The organism is Rheinheimera baltica (genome assembly GCF_030731985.1).
Classification (GTDB): domain Bacteria; phylum Pseudomonadota; class Gammaproteobacteria; order Enterobacterales; family Alteromonadaceae; genus Alishewanella; species Alishewanella baltica.
On sequence record NZ_JAPJDY010000011.1, the window covers coordinates 26,999 to 50,927 of the forward strand.

Sequence of the window (23,929 nt, forward strand, 5' to 3'; positions counted from 1 at the left end):
AATAAGCAAAATATTTTTTGTAGGACAGCACTTTGGCGCAGTCGAACATCATAACATCCTCTACCGCACGACGCTTGTTAAGCTATGTTAGACCATATCGTATCGGCTTTATTGCGGCGGCGTTGGGTATGCTGGGCTACGCGCTGGTTGACGTGTATTTTATTTCAAATTTGCCGGATTTTATTGATAAAGGCATCAATGGTAAAAACACTGACTATTTACGTTATGCCCCCATTTTTGTTGTCGTTATTTTCTTTATGCGTGGCCTGTGTAACTTTGTGGCGAGTTATTGCCTGAATTGGGTGGGCACACATATTGTACAAAATATGCGCCAGCAATTATTTGAACACTTTATGCGTTTGCCGGTGAGTTTTCATGATCAGCATTCCACCGGCGAATTGATCTCAAAGGTGACCTATAATACCGAACAAATTAAACAAACCACTTCAAAGGCGTTGGCCGTATTAGTACGTGAAGGCGTATTTGTCTCTGGCTTGCTGGTGATGATGTTCTACTATAGTTGGCAATTGTCTGCGATTTTTCTGCTAATTGCCCCCGTTATTGCGGTAGTTGTTCGATTTGTCTCAAGACGTTTTCGCTTGTTAAGTCGCAATATTCAAACTGCCATGGGGGATGTGACAACCAGTTCTGAACAAATGCTAAATGGCCATAAAGTCATTTTGTCATTTGGTGGACAGCAAATTGAAAGCCAGCGTTTTGCCAGCATCAACAATCTTACCCGCCGTCAGGATGTCAAGATGGAAGCAACGCGGGCTATTAGCGTATCGACTATTCAGATTATTGCTTCATTTGCTCTTGCGTTTGTGGTTTACATGGCCAGCTTTCCGGAAATGCTTAATAGCTTGTCAGCCGGGGTGTTTACCACCATCGTTGGTTCGATGATGATGTTATTGCGCCCGCTCAAGCAGTTAACAACGGTAAACAGCGAATTTCAGCGTGGTTTATCTGCCGCAGCCAGTGTATTTGAAATATTAGACCAGTCGGTAGAGCAAGATAATGGCACCACTAAGCTGGAACGTGTAACAGGTGACATTCGCTTTGAACGGGTTAACTTTAGTTACCCCGGGCATGAGAAGCAGGTGCTGTTTGATATCAGCTTTAGCGCGCCTGCGGGCAAAACTATTGCATTGGTTGGCCGTTCAGGCAGTGGTAAAACCACCATTTCAAGCTTGTTGCCACGCTTTTATGAGCTAACTAGCGGCGATATATACATTGATGAACATAATATTAGTGACTGCACATTGGCTTCACTGCGTCAGCAGTTGGCGGTGGTGTCGCAGCATGTCACGTTATTTAACGATACCATTGCCAATAACATTACCTACGGTTGCACGGCGCCGGTATCAAATGAGCAGTTATTAGCGGTTGCTGAAAAAGCCCATGTGTTGGAATTTGCTGAACAGCTTAAAGACGGGCTGCAAACCGTTATTGGCGAGAATGGGGTAAGTTTGTCAGGTGGACAGCGCCAGCGAATCGCTATAGCCCGTGCTTTATTTCGTGAAGCCCCAATTTTAATCCTGGATGAAGCAACATCTGCACTGGATACTGAATCTGAACGTAAAATTCAAGCTGCGTTGAATGAACTGCTTAAAGGCCGCACCAGCATTGTCATTGCGCATCGCTTATCAACGATTGAAAATGCAGACAGCATCATTGTCATGGAACAAGGGCGCATCGTAGAGCAGGGTAATCATACCGAATTGTTAGCATTAGATGGAGCTTATGCACAATTATATAAAATGCAATTTGGCGAACAGGCGTGAGTCAAGGTAGCCGTTGGTTGGAACAGCTTTGGTATGAAAAAGACCGCCCGTATTGGTATTTACTCCCCCTTGCTTGGTTGTATGCCGTTCTAACCAGTGTGCGCCGAGGCTTGTTCCGTATAGGTTTAAAGAAACAATATAGGCTACCTGTGCCAGTTATCGTCGTGGGCAATATCAGTATTGGTGGTACCGGTAAAACTCCGTTTACACTGCAGTTGTGCCATCTGTTACGACAGCAAGGTTGGAGGCCGGGTATTGTCAGTCGCGGTTACGGCGCTGATATTCGTCAGCCAACGCTGGTGAATGTTAATTCACCAGCTGGGCAGGTCGGTGATGAACCTTTATTACTGGCTCAGCGTAGCGGTGCACCGGTGGTGGTTTGCCCGGACCGTGTTGCCGCCGTGCAGTACTTATTGCAGCATACTCAGTGCGATATCGTGATCAGTGATGATGGCTTACAGCATTATCGCTTAGCCAGGGATGTTGAAATTGTGCTTATTGACGGCAGCCGCGGTTTTGGCAATGGGCAGTTATTGCCGGCCGGGCCTTTACGCGAAGGTATCTGGCGTTTAAAACTGGTTGATTTGGTTGTTGCGAACACTCAGTTAGATGTCCTAGCCGATGGGCTTATGCAACTGACACCTGCGGCCCCTGCAGCATTAATCGGCGATGCTTGTTTAGCGCAGGGGACAGCGGTGACCCTGGTCGCAGGCATTGGTAATCCAGTACGTTTTGAGCGCACTGTGCTAGAAGCGGGTTTTAATATCTCGGCAACACGGTTTTTTTCTGATCATCATCAGTTCACTGAGGCCGATTTAGCTGATATTCCAGGGCCACTGCTGATGACTGAAAAAGATGCGGTAAAATGTCGCAACTTCGCCAAACCAAACTGGTTCAGTTTAGGGGTTGACGCCAAACTGGACAGCGCACTTACTACAAAATTACACTTAATCCTGACTAAACTGCGGAGCAGAAATGGCACTTAAAATAGCATTAACCGATATTCTGGCGTGTCCGCTATGCAAGGGCAAACTAAAGTATGATCAGCCATCGCAACAGCTAATCTGTACTTTTGATCGTTTGGCGTATCCGGTGCGAGACAATATACCGGTGCTTTTGGCTGATGAAGCACGCCAGCTAACGCTGGAAGAGGTGGAACAATGGCGTTCCTAGTCGTTATTCCGGCTCGCTTTGCCAGTAGTCGGTTGCCGGGTAAACCGTTGGCTGATATCGGCGGAATAACCATGATTGAGCGTGTCTATCAACAAGCACTTAAAAGTGGTGCCAGCCGTATTGTTATTGCCACTGATGATCGCCGCGTTGCTGACGTGGTTGACACCTTTGGCGGTGAGGTTTGCATGACGCGTGCAGATCATAACTCTGGTACCGAACGTTTAGCCGAGGTGGTTAGCAAGCTGCAACTGCCTGCGGATACGGTTGTAGTAAATGTGCAGGGCGACGAGCCTTTTATTCCGCCTTTAATCATAAAACAAGTGGCGCAAAATCTTGCTACGCAGCACAAAGCACAGATGGCGACACTGGCGGTGCCGTTAACAAACGCTGCGGAAATTGCCAACCCGAATATTGTTAAAGTGGTGAGTGATAAAAACGGATATGCGCTGTATTTTAGTCGCAGCGTTATTCCGTTTGACCGTGACGGCCAATTTAAGCACGAGCTTGCAGCGCATTATCGTCGTCATATTGGTATTTATGCCTATCGAGCCGGCTTTATACAGCGTTATGTTGACTGGCCAGCGTCAACCTTAGAGCAGATTGAAAGCCTTGAGCAACTGCGTGTGCTGTGGCAAGGCGAAGCCATACATGTTGATACGGCGCTGGAAACCCCTGCAGTAGGGGTAGACACCCCTGAAGACTTGTTACATGCTCAGCGTTATGCTGCAAGTTTAACCTAGTGCAAGTGCCGTTTACGCTGATAGACGAGCAGCCTGATTTCGTTGTGTTAAACAAAGCCGCAGGGGTTAGTTTTCACTCTGAGGATGGCGCCGGTTTAGTGGTTTTGGCTGCGAAGCAGTTAGGCTATCCATTGTTTAGCGTGCACCGGTTGGACAAGGTTACGTCAGGTCTTATTATTCTTGCTCGCAGCAGTAAGGCCGCGGCTGAGCTTACCCAACTCTTTAGTACACATCAGGTACAAAAATTTTATCTGGCCTTGTCGGTAGCCAAACCTACCAAGAAGCAGGGTTGGGTAAAAGGGGATATGGCTCCTGCCAGACGTGGCGCCTGGAAGTTACTCACTAGTCAGCACAATCCGGCGGTGAGTTATTTTGTTAGTCAGGGTTTTGCCGATTTACCTTTCAGAGCGTTTTTAATCAAACCTTTCAGTGGTAAAACACACCAAGTCCGCGTTGCGCTTAAAAGCATTGGTGCAGCCATTTTGGGGGACGAACTGTATCAAGGCAGTACTTCGGATCGGGTTTATTTACATGCCTACGCACTGCATTTCAACTTGCCAGGCAAAGTATTTCACTATGTACTACCACCCGACCAAGGCCAATTTTTTCAACAATTGTGTCAATATAATGCACTTGCACAATGGACAACGCCATGGCAGCTAAATTGGCCTGGTTATAAACTACAGCAAAGAGCTAACGAGTAAGCATGTCAGATTATCTATTACGTTTTGCCGGTATTGGTCGTTTATACGGTGTTACTGCACTTGAAACCTTTCGTCAGGCGCATGTGTGTGTCGTTGGCATTGGCGGCGTAGGAAGTTGGGCCGCTGAGGCATTAGCCCGTTCAGGGATTGGTGAAATTACGCTTATTGACCTGGATGACGTGTGCATAAGCAATATTAATCGCCAATTGCATGCATTGAGTGACACAGTAGGCCAGGATAAAGTGGCGGTAATGGCCCAGCGTATAAAAGCGATTAATCCAGACTGTATTGTGCATCAAATAGAAGATTTTATTGCCACTGATAATTTACATCAGCTTATTTCGCCAAAGCTGGACTATGTTATAGATGCTATTGACTCAATCAAAGCAAAAGTTGCCCTACTTGCATATTGTAAACGCAATAAAATTAATGTGATTAGTACTGGCGGTGCCGGCGGGCAGACTGATCCTACCCAAATACAAATTGCCGATTTAACCCAGACTATCAATGATCCTTTACTTTCTAAAGTACGCAATACCTTGCGTCGAGATTACAATTACAGCCGTAACCCTAAACGCCGCTTTGGTATAGACTGCGTGTATTCAACAGAACAGTTAGTTTATCCGCAACCTGATGGCACGGTATGTCAGCAGAAAGCTGCACAGCAAAATACTAACGGCGATGTAAGCAGCATGCGGTTGGATTGTAGCGGTGGCTTTGGTGCGGTAACTGTAGTTACCGCAAGTTTTGGTTTTGCTGCTGTGTCAAAGGTGCTTAAGAAGCTGTCACGGCCTAATTAGTGTTGTTTGTTTTAACAGCAGGCTTTGATTTTTTCTGCCATCGCGGTTAATCCGCTGCCGCGTGATTGACTTAGATACGGTTTTAAATTGAGTTGGTCAAACTTGTGGTTTAAATCAAATTTAGCCAGTTCAGCACTGCTCATCCCATTAACCAGGCAGAGCATTATCGCCATCAAGCCTTTAACAATGCGCGCTTCACTATCCAAAACAAAATAATGCTTGTCGTCTGTTTTGTTATGGTAGTGCAACAACCAGGCCCGGCTTTCACAACCTTTAACTAATAATTCTGGTTGTTTCATCTTCTCTGGCACAGGCGGGAGTTTTTTGCCCAGTTGCATTAACACTCTGTATTTGCTCTGCCAGTCTTTTGCCTGGGTTATCTTAGACAGATCCTGCTCATTAATCTGTACTAAAGCGGAGCGAGTTTCTGCTAATAATTGTTCTAATTTCATGCAGTTAATATCTCCACAGCCTGCTCCAATGCAAGCAAACACCGGTTTACATCGTCCAGTGAATTGTATGCGGCAAAAGAGCACCTAACTGCACCAGGCCGCGCTAAATAACTAAATAATGGCATAGCACAATGTTGGCCTGAACGCACTGCAATGTATTGCTGATTTAATAATTCAGCCACATCTGCAGGGTGCTCATTACTCACATTTAATGCCACTATGCCTGCATTATGCACAGGCAAAGATAAAATATCTATGCCTTTTATTACAGACAACCCATTATAGAATTCTTTTAATAACAGTAATTTATGCTGAATTAGTTGTTCAGTGTTATAGAGTTGTAACCAATCAATGGCTGCAGCCAGGCCCAAAGCCCCAGCAATATTGGGCGTACCGGCTTCTAATTTAAAGGGTAGTTTATTAAACGTAGTGTTAACAAAGCTTACCTGTTCAATCATCTCACCGCCGGCAAAAATAGGCGTTAGTTGTGCTAGCCAATCCTTTTTGCCATACAGTATACCGATACCGGTCGGGCCGTAGAGTTTATGACCAGAAAAAACATAAAAATCACAGTCTAGTTGCTGCATATCGGGTTGTTTGTAAACAACACCTTGCGCACCGTCGACAACGGTAATAGCCCCCGCTTTTTTTGCTAGCGCTAACATGGCGTCTATGGGTTGAATATGCCCTAATACATTAGAAATATGACTAAAACTCACTACTTTAGGTTTACGTTCAAGCAGTTGTTGATACGCTGTCATATCCAATTGGTTATCGGCTGTAAGCGGCACAACATCAATGATGACACCATAACGCTGGCAATGTAGTTGCCACGGTACAATATTGGCGTGATGTTCTAATTGCGTTAGTAAAACGCGATCGCCAGCGCCAAGCACTGTGTGCATTAAACCGAAAGCAATTTGATTTAATGCAGCTGTAGCACCACTGGTAAAAATAACTTCTTCTGATGATTTTGCATTTATATACCGGCAAACAGTCGTGCGAGCTTGTTCAAAAAGTCGCGTTGCCTGCTGGCTTAATTGGTGTGCCCCCCGATGTACATTACTATTGTGTTGTTGATAAAACTGGCTAATAGCACTGACAACTGCATCGGGTTTATGCATGGTTGCAGCGTTGTCCAGATAGACCCAGCCAGGGTTGTGTTGAAAAAAAGAAAACTGCTGGCGAAACTGCTGTACATCAAAAACAGGCATAGGGGCAGGGATCCGCGAACTAAGATGGAGCGATTTTGCCTGTTTTCTTTAACAGGAGCAAACCAGCAGGTTAAATTAGGCAAGAAAAAAGCGACCTAAGCCGCTTTTTGTGTAAGAGAAAATTACCGCTTATTCAATGGGGGAAAATCTCGTGCGGTGTATCCGGTGTAAAGCTGACGCGGTCGACCAATTTTATGGCCTTTTTCACCTAGCATTTCATCCCAGTGAGAAATCCAGCCAACAGTGCGAGACATGGCGAAAATCACGGTGAACATGCTTGTTGGAATACCAATGGCTTTCAAAATGATGCCAGAGTAGAAATCAACGTTCGGGTACAATTTCTTCTCGATGAAGTACGGGTCTTCCAGTGCGATACGTTCCAATTCCATTGCCACATCTAACAACGGGTCTTTAACGTTGAGTTCTTGCAACACTTCATGGCAGGTTTCACGCATAACTTTGGCGCGTGGGTCAAAGTTTTTGTAAACGCGGTGGCCAAATCCCATCAGACGGAATGAGTCATTCTTGTCTTTAGCACGGGCAACAAATTCTGGAATACGATCAACCGATCCAATTTGCTGTAACATTTTCAAACAGGCTTCATTAGCGCCACCGTGGGCAGGGCCCCACAGGGATGCAACACCGGCCGCAATACAGGCGTAAGGGTTAGCGCCTGATGAGCCAGCTAAACGTACTGTCGACGTTGAAGCATTTTGTTCATGGTCAGCATGTAACATAAAGATACGGTCCATAGCTTTGGCCAGTATCGGGCTTACGGTGTAATCTTCCGCTGGAACAGAAAACATCATATGCAGGAAGTTTTCTGAATAGCTTAATTCGTTGCGCGGATAGACAAACGGTTGACCTACGGTGTACTTGTAAGCCATAGCAGATAACGTTGGCATCTTTGCGATTAAGCGATGCGCGCTACGTTTACGCTGTGCCGGGTCATTAATGTCTAAATCAGAATGGTAAAATGACGACATTGCACCTACAACACCACATAACATCGCCATAGGGTGAGCATCTACGCGGAAGCCCTGAAAAAAGGCCGCGATTTTCTCATGCACCATGGTGTGGCGAGTAATGGTGTGTTTAAAGTGATTATATTTTTCTGCGCTGGGGAGTTCACCTTCTAATAACAGGTAGCACAGCTCCAGGTAGTCGGAATGATCAGCCAGCTGCTCTATAGGATAACCGCGATGTAATAACACGCCATTGTCGCCATCGATATAGGTGATTTTAGATTCACAAGAACCGGTAGACATAAAACCCGGATCGAAGGTGAAGTAACCATGCTGACCCAAGGCGCGAACATCAATTACGTCAGTGCCGGTGCTGCCAGAATAGATTGGCAACTCGAACGATTTCCCATCGATCTGCACGACGGCCTTTTTATCTGCCATTGGATTTCTCCTGTTGTTGTAGTATCGGGTTAAAGGAATTTAGCAAATTGGTCGCCATTCTACCTGCAAACGACCCCTGAAAGTCAATTTTAATGCGTTTTTGCTCAATAAGTATTCGACTCTAGTATTATTGCTCTAAGGTGTAAAATGTGTAATGTTCCAAATACGGATTTTTTCGAGTAAAACTAAACAAAAATTGTAATAACGACTTACGAAATATATACTATTGCGGTTTTTAAACAGTTCACTCAGCAAGCACTTTTTGCTTTTTTTTGCTGATATGTCAGCACTGATCCAGTTTGGGCAATAAAGTGTATAGGGTTTGGGTGTTGACTGTTTATACAGCAATGACAACGACAATGACAACAAGAGCTCGATTATGGGCATCGATGGGCAAGCACTGTGAAAAAACAAAGACCAGTAAATCTAGACCTCTCTACCATATCGTTTCCGGCACCTGCCATAGCGTCAATTCTGCACCGTGTTACCGGCGTAGCATTGTTCTTTGCTCTGGTATTCGTTATCTGGGCTTGGGCGTATTCGCTTCAAGATCAGCAGAGCTTTGACTATGTTAAAGCACTAATGACGTCTCACCTGGCTAAATTTATTGCTTGGGGCACTATCACTGTTCTTATCTATCACCTGGTGGGCGGTATACGCCATCTTGTTATGGATATGGGGCACTGGGAAGAGCTTAAATCAGGTAATTTAAGCGCGAAAATTACGATTGCGGTGTGGATCGTATTAGCAGTACTAGCAGGAGTATGGTTATGGTTCTGAATCAGGCAAGCCTGAAACGCGATGGCGTCCAGGATTATGTATCGTTGCGGGCAACAGCAATTGTGCTGGCGCTGTATAGCGTTTTTATTCTGGGTTTCTTTATTTGCACCCCGGAAATCACCTTTGACGTATGGCACGGTTTATTCGCCAACGTACTGGTAAAGGTGTTTACCTTATTAGCGTTAGTGTCTATTGCTGTACATACCCGTATTGGCTTGTGGCAGGTCATCACAGACTATGTTAAGTCAGCTGCGATGCGTGCAGTATTACAATTTTTCCTTTATGCCCTGGCTTTCGCATATGTTGCGGTTGGCCTGTTTGTTCTGTGGGGTGCCTAAGTGACTATTCCAGTAAGAGAATTTGACGCCATTGTAATTGGCGCCGGCGGTGCGGGCATGCGTGCAGCACTGCAAATTACCGAATCAGGTTTAACCTGCGCATTATTATCTAAAGTGTTTCCTACCCGTTCTCATACGGTGTCTGCTCAAGGCGGTATTACCGTTGCATTGGGCAATAGCCATGAAGATAACTGGGAATGGCACATGTTTGATACTGTTAAAGGCTCCGATTATATCGGTGACCAGGACGCTATTGAATACATGTGTAAAACTGGCCCTGAAGCAATAACTGAATTAGAAAACATGGGCTTGCCATTTTCACGTTTAGAAAATGGCCGCGTGTATCAGCGTCCATTTGGTGGTCAGTCAAAGAATTTTGGTGGCGAGCAAGCGGCGCGTACTGCAGCAGCAGCTGACCGTACAGGCCATGCCTTATTGCATTTGCTGTATCAACAAAACGTAAAAAACAGAACTCAGGTGTTTTCTGAGTGGTATGCACTGGATTTGGTTAAAAACCAAGACGGTGCCGTTGTGGGTTGTACCGCTATTGATATTGAAACTGGTGAAATTGTTTACTTTAAAGCCAAGGCTACTGTACTAGCCACCGGTGGTGCTGGTCGTATTTATGCTTCTACTACTAATGCTCACATCAATACGGGTGACGGTGTAGGTATGGCTTTGCGTGCTGGCGTACCGTTGCAAGATATGGAAATGTGGCAATTCCACCCAACCGGTATTGCCGGTGCTGGAACGCTGGTGACAGAAGGTTGTCGCGGTGAAGGCGGTTACTTGCTAAACAAAGATGGCGAGCGTTTCATGGAACGTTATGCGCCAAATGCGAAAGATTTAGCCGGCCGTGACGTAGTAGCACGTTCAATGATGACTGAAATTCGTGAAGGTCGCGGATGTGATGGCCCATGGGGTCCACACATTAAGCTTAAACTTGATCACTTAGGCGCAGAAGTACTTGAGAGCCGTCTGCCAGGTATTTGTGAATTATCTCGTACTTTTGCTCACGTTGACCCGGTTAAAGAACCCATTCCGGTTATACCAACCTGTCACTATATGATGGGCGGTATTCCTACTAATGTGCATGGTCAAGTCATATCGCCTAAGGCGGATGGTTCTGAGCCAATTGTCGCTGGTTTATTCGCTTGTGGTGAAATTGCCTGTGTATCTGTACATGGTGCGAACCGTTTAGGTGGTAACTCACTACTTGATTTAGTGGTATTTGGACGCGCTACCGGCCTGCATTTAGGTGAAGCTTTAGCGGCTACTGCAGAGGCACGTGCTGCAAGCCAGTCAGATATTGATGCGGCATTAGCCCGTACCAAGCGTTGGGAAGATTCCAAACCTGGTCAGGGTGAAGACCCGGTGCAAATTAAGAAAGACTTACAGCAATGTATGCAACTTAACTTCTCGGTATTTCGTGAAGGTAAAGCCATGGCTGAAGGTTTAGAGCAACTCAAAGAAATCCGTGAACGTCTGAAGTTTGCCCGTCTGGATGACAAGAGTTCAGATTTCAATACCGCGCGTATTGAATGTCTGGAGCTTGATAACCTGATGGAAACCGCTTTTTCTACGGCCGTGGCTGCGAATTTCCGTACAGAAAGCCGTGGTGCACATGCTCGTTTTGACTTCCCGGACCGTGATGACGCCAACTGGTTATGCCACAGCGTTTATTCGCCAGATACTGAGTCGATGATTAAGCGTAAAGTTAACATGGAACCTAAGTTCCGTGATGCTTTCCCGCCTAAAGCACGTAATTACTAAGAGGGCACAGCGATGAAGAAGTTAGTTATCTCCGTATATCGTTACAACCCTGATGTCGACAAAGCGCCGCGCATGCAGGATTACACACTGGATAACCCGGAAGGCCGGGATATGATGGTGTTAGATGCATTGATTAAGCTTAAAGAGCAAGATCCCTCGTTATCATTCCGTCGCAGCTGCCGCGAAGGCGTGTGTGGTTCAGATGGTTTGAACATGAACGGTAAAAATGGCTTAGCGTGTATTACGCCTTTGTCTGCTGTAGGTTTGAAGGGAGGCAAAATTGTTGTTCGCCCTTTACCCGGTTTGCCGGTTGTGCGCGACTTAGTCGTCGACATGAGTCAGTTTTATACTCAGTATGAAAAAGTGAAGCCTTACCTCATCAATGACGGTAAGTTGCCTCCAGCTGGTGAGTTTCTGCAATCTCCAGAAGAGCGTGCTAAGCTTGATGGGTTATACGAGTGTATTTTGTGTGCATGTTGTTCCACGTCTTGTCCGTCGTTCTGGTGGAACCCGGATAAGTTTATTGGACCAGCTGGTTTGCTTCATGCGTATCGCTTTTTGGCCGACAGCCGTGATACTGCAACAGAACAACGTTTAAACGATTTGGATGATGCGTTCAGCGTATTCCGCTGCCATGGCATCATGAACTGCGTTAACGTATGTCCTAAAGGGTTAAACCCAACTAAAGCGATTGGTCAGATTAAATCTATGTTGTTGAACCGGGCGCTGTAATGCGCCCTTTTTTGATATGTGAATGAAAAACAGCCTGGTAACCTGCGAACAGGCTGTTTTTTTGCTACTTTTTCCAGGTGCGCGGAAATTAAGGGAAACTAAATGCACGAAGGTGTAATGAAGGCGTGGCTCGAGTCTTCTCATCTTGGCGGTGGCAACATGGCCTACGTCGATGAGCTGTATGAATCCTACTTAGCTGAACCTACCAGCGTCGGTGACGAATGGCGTGAGTTTTTTGCTAAGTTGCCTAAACTCGACGGTGTCGATCTTGAAACCCGTCACTCAGACGTTCGACAACAATTCGCTGAATTAGCCCGGAATAAACACCGCGAAGTGGTGGTGGTTAACTCAGGTACTGCCTCCGACAATCGTCAAGTTAAAGTGCTGCAGCTGATTAATTCGTACCGCTTTCGCGGCCATCAGCAAGCCAATCTTGATCCACTAGGTTTGTGGAAGCAATCACGTGTACGTGATCTTGAATTGTCTTATCACGACCTGTCTGAAAGTGATTACGATACCGAGTTCAATGTTGGATCACTTGCCATTGGCAAAGAGACAATGAAATTAGGCGAGTTGCACAAGGCATTGGAGAAAACCTATTGTGGTTCTATCGGTGCGGAATATATGCACATTGTCTCTACTGATGAAAAACGCTGGATCCAACAGCGCTTAGAGTCGGTTCAGTCAACACCTTCGTATGATAAAACAACTAAGACCAGTATTCTTAAAGGGTTAGTTGCTGCCGATGGTTTAGAAAAATATCTTTCTGCTAAATTTCCTGGTGCTAAGCGTTTTGGTTTAGAAGGCGGCGACGCCATGGTACCGATGCTTAAAGCGATGATTCACCGCGCCGGTGAGCAGGGCGCTAAAGATTGCGTAATTGGTATGGCGCACCGTGGCCGGTTAAATACGCTTGTTAACGTACTGGGTAAAAACCCGTCTAAGTTGTTTGATGAGTTTGCAGGTAAATATGAAGTAGTTGGCGCCGGTGATGTGAAATATCACATGGGTTTCTCGTCAGATTTTGAAACCTCAGGCGGCAATGTACACTTAGCGCTTGCGTTTAACCCCTCGCATCTGGAAATTGTTAATCCTGTGGTTATTGGTTCAGTACGCGCGCGTTTAGACCGTCGTGGTTGCACCGACGGCTCGCTGGCATTACCTATTACTATTCACGGAGACTCGGCGTTTGCGGGGCAAGGTGTAGTCGCTGAAACCTTCAATATTTCGCAAACCCGTGCCTTTAAGGTTGGCGGTACTATTCGCTTGGTTATTAATAATCAAGTGGGTTTTACCACGTCTAATCCAGAAGATACGCGTTCAACTGAATATTGTACTGATATCGCAAAAATGGTTCAGGCACCAATTTTCCATGTGAATGGTGATGATCCTGAAGCCGTAATATTTGTTGCTCAACTGGCGGTAGATTATCGCAATACTTTTAAGCGGGATGTAGTTATTGACCTGGTGTGTTATCGCCGTAACGGTCATAACGAAGCTGACGAGCCAAATGCCACTCAGCCATTGATGTATCAGAAAATTAAAAAACACCCGATACCACGTGAAATCTATGCCAAAAAATTGGTAGCAGAAGGCTTATTCACCACTGAACAAATTAGTGAGATGACAGAGCAATATCGTGATGCGCTAGATAAAGGTGACTGCGTTGTTGAAGAGTGGCGACCAATGACAGAAACGTCTGTAGATTGGACACCGTTTTTGGGCCACGATTGGGACGCAACCTATGACGCTAGCGTGACAGTAGAAAAGTTGGTTGATTTAGGCAAAAAAGCGACCCATATTCCTGAGTCACATACGCTACAACGTCAGGTTGGCCGTGTTTACGAAGACCGCGCTTTAATGTTGGCGGGTGAGAAGAAAATTGACTGGGGCTTTGCTGAAATTCTGGCGTATGCCTCAACGGTTGCTGAAGGGAGCCGTATTCGTATTGTAGGGCAGGATTCGGGTCGTGGTACCTTTTTCCACCGTCATGCTGTACTGCACAATCAGACCGACGGTAACACCTACACGCCGCTGGAACACATCAACGATGAGCAGGGACCATTTCAGGTTTATGATTCGGCGTTGTCAGAAGAGGCGGTTTTGGCGTTTGAATATGGCTATGCCACAGCAGAGCCTCGCGCGATGGTTATTTGGGAAGGCCAGTTTGGTGATTTTGCCAACGGCGCCCAAGTGGTCATTGACCAATTCTTAAGTTCTGGTGAGCAGAAATGGGGCCGTTTATGTGGTTTAACTTTGCTTTTACCGCATGGTTATGAGGGGCAAGGTCCTGAACACTCTTCAGCACGATTAGAACGTTTCTTGCAGTTATGTGCTGATCACAATATGCAGGTTTGTGTACCAACGACACCAGCGCAAGTGTTTAATATGTTACGCCGCCAGATGGTTCGCCCAATGCGTCGTCCACTTATTGTTATGTCGCCTAAGTCGTTGTTACGTCATCCTTTGGCAACGTCTACGTTAGAAGAACTTGCTGCTGGCAAGTTTCATAATGTGATTGGTGAGATCGATGATATCAAACCCACTGACGTTAAGCGTGTGGTGTTTTGTAGCGGTAAAGTATACTACGAGTTGCTGGAAGAGCGTCGTAAGCGTGAGCAAAGCGATGTAGCTATTGTTCGTGTTGAACAGTTGTATCCGTTCCCGCACGAAGAAATGGCAGAAGTACTAAGCCAGTATCAGCATGTTACCGATTTTGTCTGGTGTCAGGAAGAACCTCAAAATCAGGGTGCATGGTACTGCAGTCAGCACCATTTCCGTGCTGCAATTCCAAAAGCGGGTAGTCTGACGTATGCAGGACGTGATGCTTCATCATCACCTGCAGTAGGTTACCTGTCTGTGCACAACAAGCAGCAGCAGGCGCTGATTAACGACGCACTGACTATTAAATAAGATATTATCCGGCTCTTTAATAGAGCCGGTTACCAAAATTAGACCAACCGGTAAAAGGTGAAAAAGTGGAAATTAAAGTACCCGTACTTCCAGAATCTGTTGCAGACGCAACCATCGCCACCTGGCACGTTAAAACTGGCGAAGCCGTAACACGCGACCAGGTATTAGTTGATATTGAAACCGACAAAGTGGTACTAGAAGTTGTCGCGCAGGCCGATGGCGTTATGGGTGAAATCATTCATGACTCAGGTGCAACGGTAACGGCAGAAGAAGTTATCGGTAAAATGGAAGCCGGTGGCGCGCCTGCGGCGAAAAAAGATGACGCACCGGCAAAACAAGATGATACAAAAACGGATGCAGCGCCTGCTAGCTCAGATGACAGTAATGATGACGCATTAAGCCCGTCAGTCCGCCGCATGATTGCTGAAAAAGGCTTAGATGCCAGCAAAATTAAAGGCACTGGCAAAAATGGCCGTGTTACTAAAGAAGATGTAGAGAAGTTTGTTTCTGCTGCACCCGCTAAAGCTGCTGCTCCGGCTGCCGCGCCTGCTGTTGCTGGTGATCGTAGCCAGAAGCGTGTACCAATGACACGTCTGCGTAAAACTATTGCAAACCGTCTGTTGGAAGCGAAAAACTCTACCGCAATGTTGACCACGTTTAACGAAGTTAACATGAAGCCTATTATGGACCTGCGTAAACAGTATCAAGACGTATTTGAAAAACGTCACGGTATCCGTTTAGGTTTTATGTCGTTCTACGTTAAAGCGGTAACAGAAGCATTAAAGCGTTTCCCTGAAGTTAATGCCGCCATTGATGGCGATGATATTGTTTACCACAACTATTTCGATGTTAGCATTGCCGTATCTACACCACGTGGTTTGGTAACACCTGTGCTACGTGATTGCGATAAAATGAACCTGGCAGAAATTGAAAAAGCCATTAAAGAGCTGGCGTTAAAAGGCCGTGATGGCAAATTAGCCATGGACGACTTAACGGGCGGTAACTTTACTATCACTAACGGTGGTGTATTTGGCTCATTAATGTCAACGCCTATTATCAACCCACCACAGTCTGCCATTTTAGGTATGCACAAAATTCAGGACCGTGTGATGGTTGTTGATGGCAAAATGGAAATTCTGCCAATGATGTACCTGGCACTGTCTTATGATCACCGTATTATCGATGGTAAAGAGTCGGTTGGTTTCCTGGTAACCATTAAAGAGTTACTGGAAGATCCAACACGTATTCTGCTGGATATCTAATTATTCAGAAAAAGTAAGTGAAAATGCTGTTGTTTTGCTACAACGGCATTTTTTATTGAACCGATTGGCACTATAATATGTGCCGATCTATCTCAGGCTGACCATAGTGGCCAGCCTCCATATTCAAATGAACGGAAAATAGCCATGAATTTGCACGAGTATCAGGGTAAACAACTGTTTGCCCAATATGGTTTGCCTGTATCTAAAGGCATCGCCGCAGCTACAGTAGAAGAAGCGGTAGCAGCTGCAGATATAATCGGCGGCGATATGTTTGTTGTTAAGGCTCAGGTTCACGCTGGTGGTCGCGGTAAAGCGGGCGGTGTGAAACTGGTTAAGACAAAAGAAGACATCAAAGCTTTCGCAGAAAAATGGCTTGGTAAAAACCTGGTTACGTATCAGACAGACGAAAAAGGTCAGCCTGTAAGCCGTATTTTGGTTGAAACCTGTACTGATATCGCTAAAGAACTGTACTTAGGTGCAGTAGTAGACCGCTCTTCACGTCGTATCGTGTTTATGGCTTCTACTGAAGGTGGCGTGGAAATTGAAACTGTTGCCCACGAAACACCAGAAAAAATTCTGAAAGCGGCTGTTGATCCATTGGTTGGAGCTCAGCCATACCAGGGTCGCGAGTTAGCATTCAAACTAGGTCTTGAAGGCAAGCAAGTTAACCAATTCGTGAAAATTTTCATGGGTCTTGCCAAACTGTTCCAGGAAAAAGACTTAGCCTTATTAGAAGTAAACCCGTTGGTTATTACACCAGCTGGTGACTTACACTGTTTAGATGCCAAACTGGTTATCGATGGTAATGCGTTATACCGTCATCCAGAATTAAAAGCTATGCAGGATCCATCACAAGAAGATCCACGTGAAGCACACGCTGCATCGTGGGAACTGAACTATGTTGCCTTAGGCGGCGACATTGGTTGTATGGTTAACGGTGCAGGCCTGGCAATGGGTACTATGGACATCGTTAAGCTGCACGGTGGCCAACCGGCTAACTTCTTAGACGTTGGCGGCGGTGCGACTAAAGAGCGCGTTGTTGAAGCGTTTAAAATTATCCTGTCTGACACTGCGGTTAAAGCTGTTTTCATCAACATTTTCGGCGGTATCGTGCGTTGCGATATGATTGCTGAAGGTGTGATCGGTGCGGTTAAAGAAGTTGGTGTTAAAGTTCCTGTTGTTGTTCGCTTACAAGGTAACAATGCTGAACTGGGCGCTAAAGTACTGCAGGAAAGCGGCCTGAACATTATCGCTGATACAGACCTGACTGGCGCTGCCAAGCAAGTTGTTGCAGCAGCGGCTAAGGCATAAGGGGTAAGCAATGAGCGTTTTAATTAATAAAGATACCAAAGTAATTTGTCAGGGTTTTACCGGTGCACAGGGTACGTTCCACTCTGAGCAAGCCATTGCTTACGGTACTAAGATGGTTGGTGGTGTTACACCAGGTAAAGGCGGTCAAACGCATTTAGGTTTACCTGTATTTAATACCGTTAATGAAGCAGTAGCAGCAACGGGTGCAACCGCATCTGTGATCTACGTTCCAGCTGCATTCTGTAAAGACTCTATTCTTGAAGCGGCAAACGGCGGCATTAAGTTAATCGTCTGTATCACTGAAGGTATCCCAACATTAGATATGTTGGATGCTAAAGTGAAATGTGACGAGTTAGGTGTAGTGTTAATTGGCCCTAATTGCCCAGGCGTTATCACACCGGGCGAATGTAAAATTGGTATTATGCCAGGCCACATTCACCAGCCAGGTAAAGTAGGTATTGTGTCGCGTTCAGGCACACTGACTTACGAAGCGGTTAAGCAAACAACCGATTACGGTTTTGGCCAGTCTACCTGTGTTGGTATCGGTGGCGACCCAATTCCAGGTTCTAACTTCATCGATATCCTGAAATTATTCCAGGAAGATCCACAAACTGAAGCGATCGTAATGATCGGTGAAATTGGTGGTTCAGCTGAAGAAGAAGCGGCTGCTTATATCAAGCAACACGTGACTAAGCCTGTCGTATCTTACATTGCCGGTGTAACTGCACCAGCAGGTAAGCGTATGGGCCATGCCGGCGCTATCATCTCTGGTGGTAAAGGTACTGCTGATGAGAAGTTCGCTGCATTGGAAGATGCTGGCGTAAAAACCGTTAAGAGCTTAGCGGACATCGGTAAAGCACTGAAAGAAATCACTGGCTGGTAACAGCTAAGTTTAGCAGTGTAAAAACCCGTCTTTATGGCGGGTTTTTTTATTGCCACCATTTTTTGTTGCTGTTCTTGTTGCCAATCTTGCTGCCATTCGTGTTGCCATTCTTTAGCCATGGTTGATAAATATCTGCTGTAGCCTTTTATACTGCGTTGAAGTGCGGTGTAATATGTGTAACTTAACTGATGACGATATCTCAATGAACGTTGGCGTTTTCCCCGGCAAGTTTTTACCACCACACCGTGGTCACATTACCGCCATACTGCGCGCGCATGCGCTGTGTGAAAAACTGTATGTGGTCGTTAGTGAGCGGTGTATTGAAGATGGCGAACTTTGTAACAGAGCGGGCCTTAATTATATAAGTGGTGTGTTACGTCAGCGTTGGTTGTCGCAAGAATTGCAGGGGCTTGAAATAGTCGTGTTATTGCAAAACGAAGACGCCATGGCACCTTTTCCACAAGGTTGGGGCGACTATGCCACGTTGTTGACGCAAACAGTGCCAGAACCTTTTGGCGTTATTTTTGGCGGTGAGGAAAGTTATCGCGACGGCCACAAGCAACATTTTCCTGATGTCGACTACCGTGTACTGGATCCAGAACGCACGCAGTGGCCAATTAGTGGTACTGAAATTCGTGAGCAACCTTACCGGCATTGGGATTACATTGCCGGTGCGGCCAGGCCGTTTTTTGCCCGTAAAGTGTTAATTACCGGTCCTGAGTCATGCGGTAAAACCACCTTAACCCGCAAATTAGCGAAAGTGTATTGTAGCTCCTGGTCTGAAGAACTCGGCCGGGATTATCAACACGATGTGGTTGGCGGCAATGGCAATTTATTTGATCTGGAAGATTTTAACCGTATTACCCATTTGCAATATGAACAGGACTTAAAGGCGCTACGCACGGCTAACAAAGTGTGCTTTTTTGACACGGATGCGGTGGTAACCGCTTTTTTTAGTCAGGTGTTTTTGGGCTCGGTAGCCAACAGAGTGGAAAGCTTTATTGAGCCGTCAAAGTACGATTTAGTTATAGCACTAAAACCAACAGTACCTTGGGTTGCCGATGGCATGCGTGAACTTGGCGAGCAAGGGGTGCGTGATGTTAGTTTTGAACAACTGCTTAAGCTGTATAGACAGTATGGTTTTAATACTGACGCCTTTGTTGTTATTGCTGAGACAGATTATTACAGCCGGCTTGAACATTGCATCGCGGCAGTCGACCATCTGCTATATGGCAAGGTAAAAACCATTTTATAGTAAAAGTTATGTTTTTTATTTGTCCTTAAGATTAATTTAAGTTTGCTATTGCACACTGGTTATAACGGTAACACAGGAGTCCGTTATGACCAGTCAGATGCGAAGTGCCCAAACGTTTAACCGTACCGGAATCGTCGATTTTAGTACGCCACAACTTACCCTTGATGCAGCCAATGTTAACGCCTCTAGTCAGGCAGTGCATGGTGTGTTGCATCTGATTGAGCCTCAACATACTCAGCGCGCACCATTGCAATGCTTTATCGCCGACGGCTTTGCCACGCATTATCAAGCCCACGTTACGCAGTTTATGCCGCATTTGCTGGGCGTAGCGTTGGCAGACATTTGGCAAGCTGCGCTAGGTATTCGCTTTGCCAGTGCCACGTTATTCACTGAGCAATATTTATCTGCTCCAGCTGAGCAGATTTTACAACAGCATAATATTGCCTGCCTTCGCTCAGGCATTGCAGAAATAGGCCATTTATACGCGCAAAACTGCCAGGCATTAATGCAATTGTTTGTGTTAATGGTGCAAGCGCTTTATCAACTGAATATTCAGCAGTTGTTATTTGCCGCCACGGCAGATCTTAAACGCTTATTAACCCGCCATGGTATTGCATTGACTGAAGTGGCTGATGCGACCGCTGATTGTCTTGGCGATAAAGCAGCAGAGTGGGGCAGTTATTACCAATCTAAACCAAAGGTATGCGTACTATCTGTCGCTCAGGCCGCAGGCCGTATTCAAACTGATCCTCGTTTGCAACAACTCATTTTCCGTCACTGGCCGCAACTGCATACCCTGGTTGACACGTTAAAGGAGGCTCAATAATGCAATTTACCCTCGCTGATTCAGCGCGTCTTATCGACGCTAGTAATAATTTTACGTTAGACAGTGCAGCCATCCAACGTCGGGTTCAGCAATGGCAGACGTTACTGTTGGGTTATGAAGGCTGCCGCGTAGTGTTAACAGCTGATAGCGGCATTAACTGGATACTAGTGGATTTAGCCTGTTTAACCGCCGGTATTTTATTAACGCCGTTACCCACCTATTTAAGTGAAGTGCAGCGCAGCGCGGTGCTCACCAAATTGCAGCCAAATTTGTGGTTAAGCGATGTTGAAATTACCGATGTCGCTTGTACCTTACTGGAAGAGTTCGACGGTTTGTTGTTATATCGCCGTGAGGTCAATAGCAATGTTATGGTTGCTGCTGGTACCCAGAAAATCACCTTTACGTCAGGCTCAACTGGCGACCCTAAAGGCGTGTGTTTATCCGCCCGCAGTCAACTTGATGTCGCTTTAGCATTAAAAGCACGGGTTGAGCATATCAGCGAGAGTAGAGCCCGCCATCTATGTTTATTGCCACTGCCCACCTTATTAGAAAACATTGCCGGGGTTTATGCGCCTTTATTGGCAGGCGGCGATGTCATCGTAGCACCTGATGCACTCAGAGGCTTCAGTGGTAGCCGGTTAACCGCGCCACAGCGCTTATTGCAACTGATTAGTGCGCAGCAACCGAAAAGCCTGATCTTAGTGCCCGAACTGTTAAAAATGCTGATCCAGGCTGCTTCGCAAGGCTGGACGGTACCCACTAGTTTGGAGTTTATTGCTGTGGGTGGTGCCTATGTGTCACCGGCGTTAATGAAAAAAGCCGCATCACTTGGGCTGCCGGTTTATCAAGGTTATGGCCTGAGTGAATGCGGCTCCGTGGTAGCGTTGTCAGACACACCGCCTAAATACGCGACCGAAAGCGTTGGACAGCCACTGGCATGTCGGGATGTGCAAATTATTAATGGTGAGCTTGTAGTGAATACGCCGTTTCTTGGTTATCTGGGCGAGGCTCATTCGGCTACTCAGCAGGTTTACACTGGGGATCTTGCCGAGTGGACTGCGCATGGTGCGCTGCGCATTTTAGGCAGACGTAAAAATATGCTGATTAACAGTTTTGGCCGGAATATTTCACCTGAATGGGTAGAAACGGCGCTAACCGATAGCGGCGTAGTACAACAGGCGATGTTACTCGGAGATGCGCAGCCCTATTGCGGCGCACTATTATTTGCGCCAGCTGAGGTTAGCGATATCAAACTAGATGAGGTTGTGGCAAAAGTAAATTTGCAACTGCCTGATTATGCAAGAGTTGTAAGTTACCATCGCTTGGCGGCACCTTTTAGTGTGCAACACAGCACCCTTACCGACAATGGCCGACTGCGACGCAGCCGTATAGAACAATGTTATGCACCACAAATTTCAGCACTGTTTACAGGAGACAAGTATGAACTTTTATCAATCCCTGCTTGAAGCAACCAGCGAAGAACGTCAGTACTTGTTAAGTGCACCTATGATTAAGCGATGTTTTGATGGCGATTTTACCTTGGATCATTATGTCGCGTTTTTGCTGCAGGCTTATCATCATGTTAAGCACACCGTACCCCTGCTGATGGCGGTGGGGGCCCAGTTGCCAGAAGAAAAAGAATGGTTGCGCGAAGCCGTAGCTGAATATATTGAAGAGGAATTAGGCCACCAGGAGTGGGTGCTTAATGATATCGCCGCCTGTGGTTTTGATAAACAACAGGCCCGGGCCAGTACCCCCGCATTTGCTACCGAAATGATGGTGTCTTATGCCTACGATGCTATAAGACGAACCAACCCTTTAGCCTTTTTTGGTATGGTGCTGGTGTTAGAAGGCACTTCTATCAATCTGGCCGAGCAGGCCGCGTCACACATTGCCGGCAAACTGGGTTTACCGCGTAAAGCCTTTTCTTATCTGAACTCTCACGGGGCGTTAGATCAAGAACACATTAAATTTTATGAAAACCTGATGAACAACATTACTGCGCAAGAAGATCAGGCCGTTATTGTGCATGCAGCCAAGCGTTTTTACCGTCTATACGGTGATGTGTTTCGTTCACTTGAAACGCCGCACGGCCTTAATAAACAGGAGCAAGCCGCATGAATAAACTGGACGATAAACGCATACTGCTTACAGGCGCGACCGGGGGTATTGGCCAGGCTGTGTTACAACAGTTACTGGTTTGCGGTGCTAAGGTTATTATCACCGGGCGCGATAGTCTTATGTTAAATAAATTAGCCGGATTAGCTCCGGAAAAAATTAACACCTTTGCTGGCGACTTAACCGATGACGCCACCCGCCGGGCATTGCTAGCTTATTGTCAGCAGTTAGGCGGCATAGATATGTTAATTAATAACGCCGGTATTAGCCAGTTTAGTGCCGCAAATGATCAGCAGCTGCAAACCCTTGTTAATACCAATTTATTGTCTCCTATGCTGCTTACGCAGCTGTTTTTACCTATGCTGCGCCTAACCAAAGGTACTATTTTAAATGTGGGATCCACGTTTGGCAGCATAGGTTATGCCGGTTTTACCGGCTACTGTGCTACTAAGTTTGGTTTGCGTGGCTACACCGAAGCGTTAAAACGCGAGCTGGCAGATACCGGTGTCAGGGTGCTTTATTTAGCGCCCAGAGCCACCCGCACCGCAATTAATTCGCCACAGGTAGATGCATTAAACCAGGCATTAGGGCAGGGAGTAGACACCGCCGATTTTGTGGCAAAAGCCTTAGTTGAACAGCTGCAAGGAGGTCGTCCACGTCGTTTTCTTGGTATGGCTGAGAATGTGTTTGTCAGAGTAAACGCGCTGTTTCCAGCGGTTGTCGATCATGCCCTCAGCGGTAAGTTAAAACAAATAAAACAGTTTTTTATAGGCACTGGCGTAAAAAACAGTGCGGAGGTGTAATATGAACATTAAATTGATACTGGCGTCAGTCTTGCTATTATCCGGTAGTGCCGTGCACGCAGATGTACTGGATGATATTAAACCGCTACAACAGCGCTGGGCTGAGGTGAATTACCAGTTGGATGAAGGGCAACGCGAGTCAGCGTTTGAGGCCTTGTTACAACAAGCCGATGCCGTGGTGCAAGCCAATACTGACAAAGCTGAAGCCTATATCTGGCGTGGCATTATTGCTTCAAGTTATGCCGGAGCAAAAGGTGGCTTAGGGGCGTTGTCGCTAACTAAACAGTCAAAAGCGGATTTGGAGCAGGCTATTGCGTTGGATGATACCGCATTGCAAGGTTCAGCGTACACCAGCTTAGGTGTGTTGTACTACAAAGTGCCAGGTTGGCCTGTTGGTTTTGGCAGTGATAAAAAAGCCCGGGCTATGTTAACAAAAGCTGTTGAATTAAATCCCCAAGGTATTGATCCAAATTATTTTTATGCGGAATTTTTACTGGAAGAGCGCGACTATAAAGCAGCAATGCGTTATCTTGAGTTAGCGAAACATGCCCCGGCGCGGCCAGATAGATTGTTAGCTGATAGTGGGCGGCAGCAAGAGATTGCTGCGCTGGAGCGTAAGCTGACTAAAAAGCTTAAATAACCTATTTAATGTTACGTGTATT

The 23,929-nt window shown here is 46.2% G+C and carries 23 protein-coding genes; 20 read left to right on the plus strand and 3 right to left on the minus strand.

Going from position 1 to position 23,929, the window contains the following annotated elements:
• Window positions 1-32: 32 nt before the first annotated feature.
• From msbA to tcdA, 6 genes are read left to right on the plus strand one after another with little or no spacing between them, the layout of a single operon-like run.
• Complete coding sequence (msbA, locus tag ORJ00_RS17080; protein ID WP_306140420.1) at window positions 33-1,784, plus strand: lipid A export permease/ATP-binding protein MsbA; 1,752 nt, start codon at window positions 33-35, stop codon at window positions 1,782-1,784.
• On the plus strand, window positions 1,781-2,770 hold the full coding sequence (lpxK, locus tag ORJ00_RS17085; RefSeq protein WP_306140421.1) for a tetraacyldisaccharide 4'-kinase: 990 nt from the start codon (window positions 1,781-1,783) through the stop codon (window positions 2,768-2,770). Before msbA ends, lpxK begins: the two co-directional genes overlap by 4 nt.
• Complete coding sequence (locus tag ORJ00_RS17090; protein ID WP_027670925.1) at window positions 2,760-2,957, plus strand: Trm112 family protein; 198 nt, start codon at window positions 2,760-2,762, stop codon at window positions 2,955-2,957. The genes lpxK and ORJ00_RS17090 overlap by 11 nt, the downstream gene beginning before the upstream one ends.
• On the plus strand, window positions 2,945-3,697 hold the full coding sequence (gene kdsB / locus ORJ00_RS17095) for a 3-deoxy-manno-octulosonate cytidylyltransferase (RefSeq protein WP_027670926.1): 753 nt from the start codon (window positions 2,945-2,947) through the stop codon (window positions 3,695-3,697). The genes ORJ00_RS17090 and kdsB overlap by 13 nt, the downstream gene beginning before the upstream one ends.
• Window positions 3,697-4,401: a TIGR01621 family pseudouridine synthase gene (locus tag ORJ00_RS17100; protein ID WP_306140422.1), complete on the plus strand. Its 705-nt coding sequence runs from the start codon at window positions 3,697-3,699 to the stop codon at window positions 4,399-4,401. The genes kdsB and ORJ00_RS17100 overlap by 1 nt, the downstream gene beginning before the upstream one ends.
• 2 nt (window positions 4,402-4,403) lie before the next feature.
• Window positions 4,404-5,201 carry a tRNA cyclic N6-threonylcarbamoyladenosine(37) synthase TcdA gene (tcdA, locus tag ORJ00_RS17105; RefSeq protein ID WP_306125523.1) on the plus strand — a complete coding sequence of 266 codons (798 nt, stop codon included), beginning with the start codon at window positions 4,404-4,406 and terminating at the stop codon, window positions 5,199-5,201.
• An 11-nt stretch (window positions 5,202-5,212) separates the two neighbouring features.
• On the opposite strand, the gene ORJ00_RS17110 is transcribed toward tcdA, so the two are convergent.
• The 3 genes from ORJ00_RS17110 to gltA form a co-directional block, all read right to left on the minus strand.
• Window positions 5,213-5,653, minus strand: a complete 441-nt coding sequence (locus ORJ00_RS17110; protein ID WP_027670928.1) for a SufE family protein — start codon at window positions 5,651-5,653, stop codon at window positions 5,213-5,215.
• Window positions 5,650-6,867, minus strand: a complete 1,218-nt coding sequence (locus ORJ00_RS17115; protein ID WP_306140423.1) for an aminotransferase class V-fold PLP-dependent enzyme — start codon at window positions 6,865-6,867, stop codon at window positions 5,650-5,652. The genes ORJ00_RS17110 and ORJ00_RS17115 overlap by 4 nt, the downstream gene beginning before the upstream one ends.
• 122 nt (window positions 6,868-6,989) lie before the next feature.
• Complete coding sequence (gene gltA / locus ORJ00_RS17120) at window positions 6,990-8,273, minus strand: citrate synthase (protein ID WP_027670930.1); 1,284 nt, start codon at window positions 8,271-8,273, stop codon at window positions 6,990-6,992.
• Window positions 8,274-8,675: 402 nt separating this feature from the next.
• Between gltA and sdhC the strand changes: the two genes are divergently transcribed.
• From sdhC to ORJ00_RS17190, 14 genes are all read left to right on the plus strand, one after another.
• On the plus strand, window positions 8,676-9,053 hold the full coding sequence (sdhC, locus tag ORJ00_RS17125) for a succinate dehydrogenase, cytochrome b556 subunit (protein ID WP_027670931.1): 378 nt from the start codon (window positions 8,676-8,678) through the stop codon (window positions 9,051-9,053).
• Entirely contained in the window at window positions 9,044-9,391 is a 348-nt protein-coding gene (sdhD, locus tag ORJ00_RS17130; protein ID WP_027670932.1) for a succinate dehydrogenase, hydrophobic membrane anchor protein, read from the plus strand. Before sdhC ends, sdhD begins: the two co-directional genes overlap by 10 nt.
• Window positions 9,392-11,164, plus strand: coding sequence for a succinate dehydrogenase flavoprotein subunit (gene sdhA / locus ORJ00_RS17135; RefSeq protein ID WP_027670933.1), 1,773 nt, complete (start codon window positions 9,392-9,394; stop codon window positions 11,162-11,164).
• A 12-nt stretch (window positions 11,165-11,176) separates the two neighbouring features.
• The gene (locus ORJ00_RS17140; protein ID WP_027670934.1) at window positions 11,177-11,896 is read left to right on the plus strand and encodes a succinate dehydrogenase iron-sulfur subunit; all 720 of its coding nucleotides are present in this window, start codon (window positions 11,177-11,179) and stop codon (window positions 11,894-11,896) included.
• Between the two features lie 102 nt (window positions 11,897-11,998).
• Entirely contained in the window at window positions 11,999-14,809 is a 2,811-nt protein-coding gene (gene sucA / locus ORJ00_RS17145) for a 2-oxoglutarate dehydrogenase E1 component (RefSeq protein ID WP_305975392.1), read from the plus strand.
• A 65-nt stretch (window positions 14,810-14,874) separates the two neighbouring features.
• The gene (gene odhB / locus ORJ00_RS17150; RefSeq protein WP_306125526.1) at window positions 14,875-16,071 is read left to right on the plus strand and encodes a 2-oxoglutarate dehydrogenase complex dihydrolipoyllysine-residue succinyltransferase; all 1,197 of its coding nucleotides are present in this window, start codon (window positions 14,875-14,877) and stop codon (window positions 16,069-16,071) included.
• A gap of 144 nt (window positions 16,072-16,215) precedes the next feature.
• The gene (gene sucC / locus ORJ00_RS17155) at window positions 16,216-17,382 is read left to right on the plus strand and encodes an ADP-forming succinate--CoA ligase subunit beta (protein ID WP_027670937.1); all 1,167 of its coding nucleotides are present in this window, start codon (window positions 16,216-16,218) and stop codon (window positions 17,380-17,382) included.
• A gap of 10 nt (window positions 17,383-17,392) precedes the next feature.
• The gene (gene sucD / locus ORJ00_RS17160) at window positions 17,393-18,265 is read left to right on the plus strand and encodes a succinate--CoA ligase subunit alpha (protein WP_027670938.1); all 873 of its coding nucleotides are present in this window, start codon (window positions 17,393-17,395) and stop codon (window positions 18,263-18,265) included.
• A 172-nt stretch (window positions 18,266-18,437) separates the two neighbouring features.
• Window positions 18,438-19,520: a multifunctional transcriptional regulator/nicotinamide-nucleotide adenylyltransferase/ribosylnicotinamide kinase NadR gene (nadR, locus tag ORJ00_RS17165; protein WP_084153547.1), complete on the plus strand. Its 1,083-nt coding sequence runs from the start codon at window positions 18,438-18,440 to the stop codon at window positions 19,518-19,520.
• 85 nt (window positions 19,521-19,605) lie between these two features.
• Window positions 19,606-20,346, plus strand: coding sequence for a thermostable hemolysin (locus ORJ00_RS17170; protein WP_306140424.1), 741 nt, complete (start codon window positions 19,606-19,608; stop codon window positions 20,344-20,346).
• A complete protein-coding gene (locus ORJ00_RS17175) occupies window positions 20,346-21,812 on the plus strand; it encodes an AMP-binding protein (RefSeq protein WP_306140425.1) in 1,467 nt (488 codons plus the stop codon). Before ORJ00_RS17170 ends, ORJ00_RS17175 begins: the two co-directional genes overlap by 1 nt.
• Window positions 21,787-22,467, plus strand: coding sequence for an iron-containing redox enzyme family protein (locus ORJ00_RS17180; RefSeq protein WP_027670941.1), 681 nt, complete (start codon window positions 21,787-21,789; stop codon window positions 22,465-22,467). The genes ORJ00_RS17175 and ORJ00_RS17180 overlap by 26 nt, the downstream gene beginning before the upstream one ends.
• On the plus strand, window positions 22,464-23,267 hold the full coding sequence (locus ORJ00_RS17185; RefSeq protein ID WP_027670942.1) for an SDR family oxidoreductase: 804 nt from the start codon (window positions 22,464-22,466) through the stop codon (window positions 23,265-23,267). Before ORJ00_RS17180 ends, ORJ00_RS17185 begins: the two co-directional genes overlap by 4 nt.
• Window position 23,268: 1 nt before the next feature.
• Entirely contained in the window at window positions 23,269-23,907 is a 639-nt protein-coding gene (locus tag ORJ00_RS17190) for a tetratricopeptide repeat protein (RefSeq protein ID WP_306140426.1), read from the plus strand.
• The last annotated feature ends 22 nt before the right edge of the window (window positions 23,908-23,929 follow it).

Excerpts from the sequence above, each read along its gene's own strand:
- kdsB (WP_027670926.1), top strand. The coding sequence starts at position 2,945 with ATGGCGTTCCTAGTCGTTATTCCGGCTCGCTTTGCCAGTAGTCGGTTG.
- ORJ00_RS17115 (WP_306140423.1), bottom strand. The coding sequence starts at position 6,867 with ATGCCTGTTTTTGATGTACAGCAGTTTCGCCAGCAGTTTTCTTTTTTT.
- gltA (WP_027670930.1), bottom strand. The coding sequence starts at position 8,273 with ATGGCAGATAAAAAGGCCGTCGTGCAGATCGATGGGAAATCGTTCGAG.
- ORJ00_RS17170 (WP_306140424.1), top strand. The coding sequence starts at position 19,606 with ATGACCAGTCAGATGCGAAGTGCCCAAACGTTTAACCGTACCGGAATC.
- ORJ00_RS17090 (WP_027670925.1), top strand. The coding sequence starts at position 2,760 with ATGGCACTTAAAATAGCATTAACCGATATTCTGGCGTGTCCGCTATGC.
- tcdA (WP_306125523.1), top strand. The coding sequence starts at position 4,404 with ATGTCAGATTATCTATTACGTTTTGCCGGTATTGGTCGTTTATACGGT.
- ORJ00_RS17190 (WP_306140426.1), top strand. The coding sequence starts at position 23,269 with ATGAACATTAAATTGATACTGGCGTCAGTCTTGCTATTATCCGGTAGT.
- sucC (WP_027670937.1), top strand. The coding sequence starts at position 16,216 with ATGAATTTGCACGAGTATCAGGGTAAACAACTGTTTGCCCAATATGGT.
- sucD (WP_027670938.1), top strand. The coding sequence starts at position 17,393 with ATGAGCGTTTTAATTAATAAAGATACCAAAGTAATTTGTCAGGGTTTT.
- ORJ00_RS17180 (WP_027670941.1), top strand. The coding sequence starts at position 21,787 with ATGAACTTTTATCAATCCCTGCTTGAAGCAACCAGCGAAGAACGTCAG.
- sucA (WP_305975392.1), top strand. The coding sequence starts at position 11,999 with ATGCACGAAGGTGTAATGAAGGCGTGGCTCGAGTCTTCTCATCTTGGC.
- sdhD (WP_027670932.1), top strand. The coding sequence starts at position 9,044 with ATGGTTCTGAATCAGGCAAGCCTGAAACGCGATGGCGTCCAGGATTAT.
- ORJ00_RS17185 (WP_027670942.1), top strand. The coding sequence starts at position 22,464 with ATGAATAAACTGGACGATAAACGCATACTGCTTACAGGCGCGACCGGG.
- nadR (WP_084153547.1), top strand. The coding sequence starts at position 18,438 with ATGTGTAACTTAACTGATGACGATATCTCAATGAACGTTGGCGTTTTC.
- ORJ00_RS17110 (WP_027670928.1), bottom strand. The coding sequence starts at position 5,653 with ATGAAATTAGAACAATTATTAGCAGAAACTCGCTCCGCTTTAGTACAG.
- ORJ00_RS17175 (WP_306140425.1), top strand. The coding sequence starts at position 20,346 with ATGCAATTTACCCTCGCTGATTCAGCGCGTCTTATCGACGCTAGTAAT.
- ORJ00_RS17140 (WP_027670934.1), top strand. The coding sequence starts at position 11,177 with ATGAAGAAGTTAGTTATCTCCGTATATCGTTACAACCCTGATGTCGAC.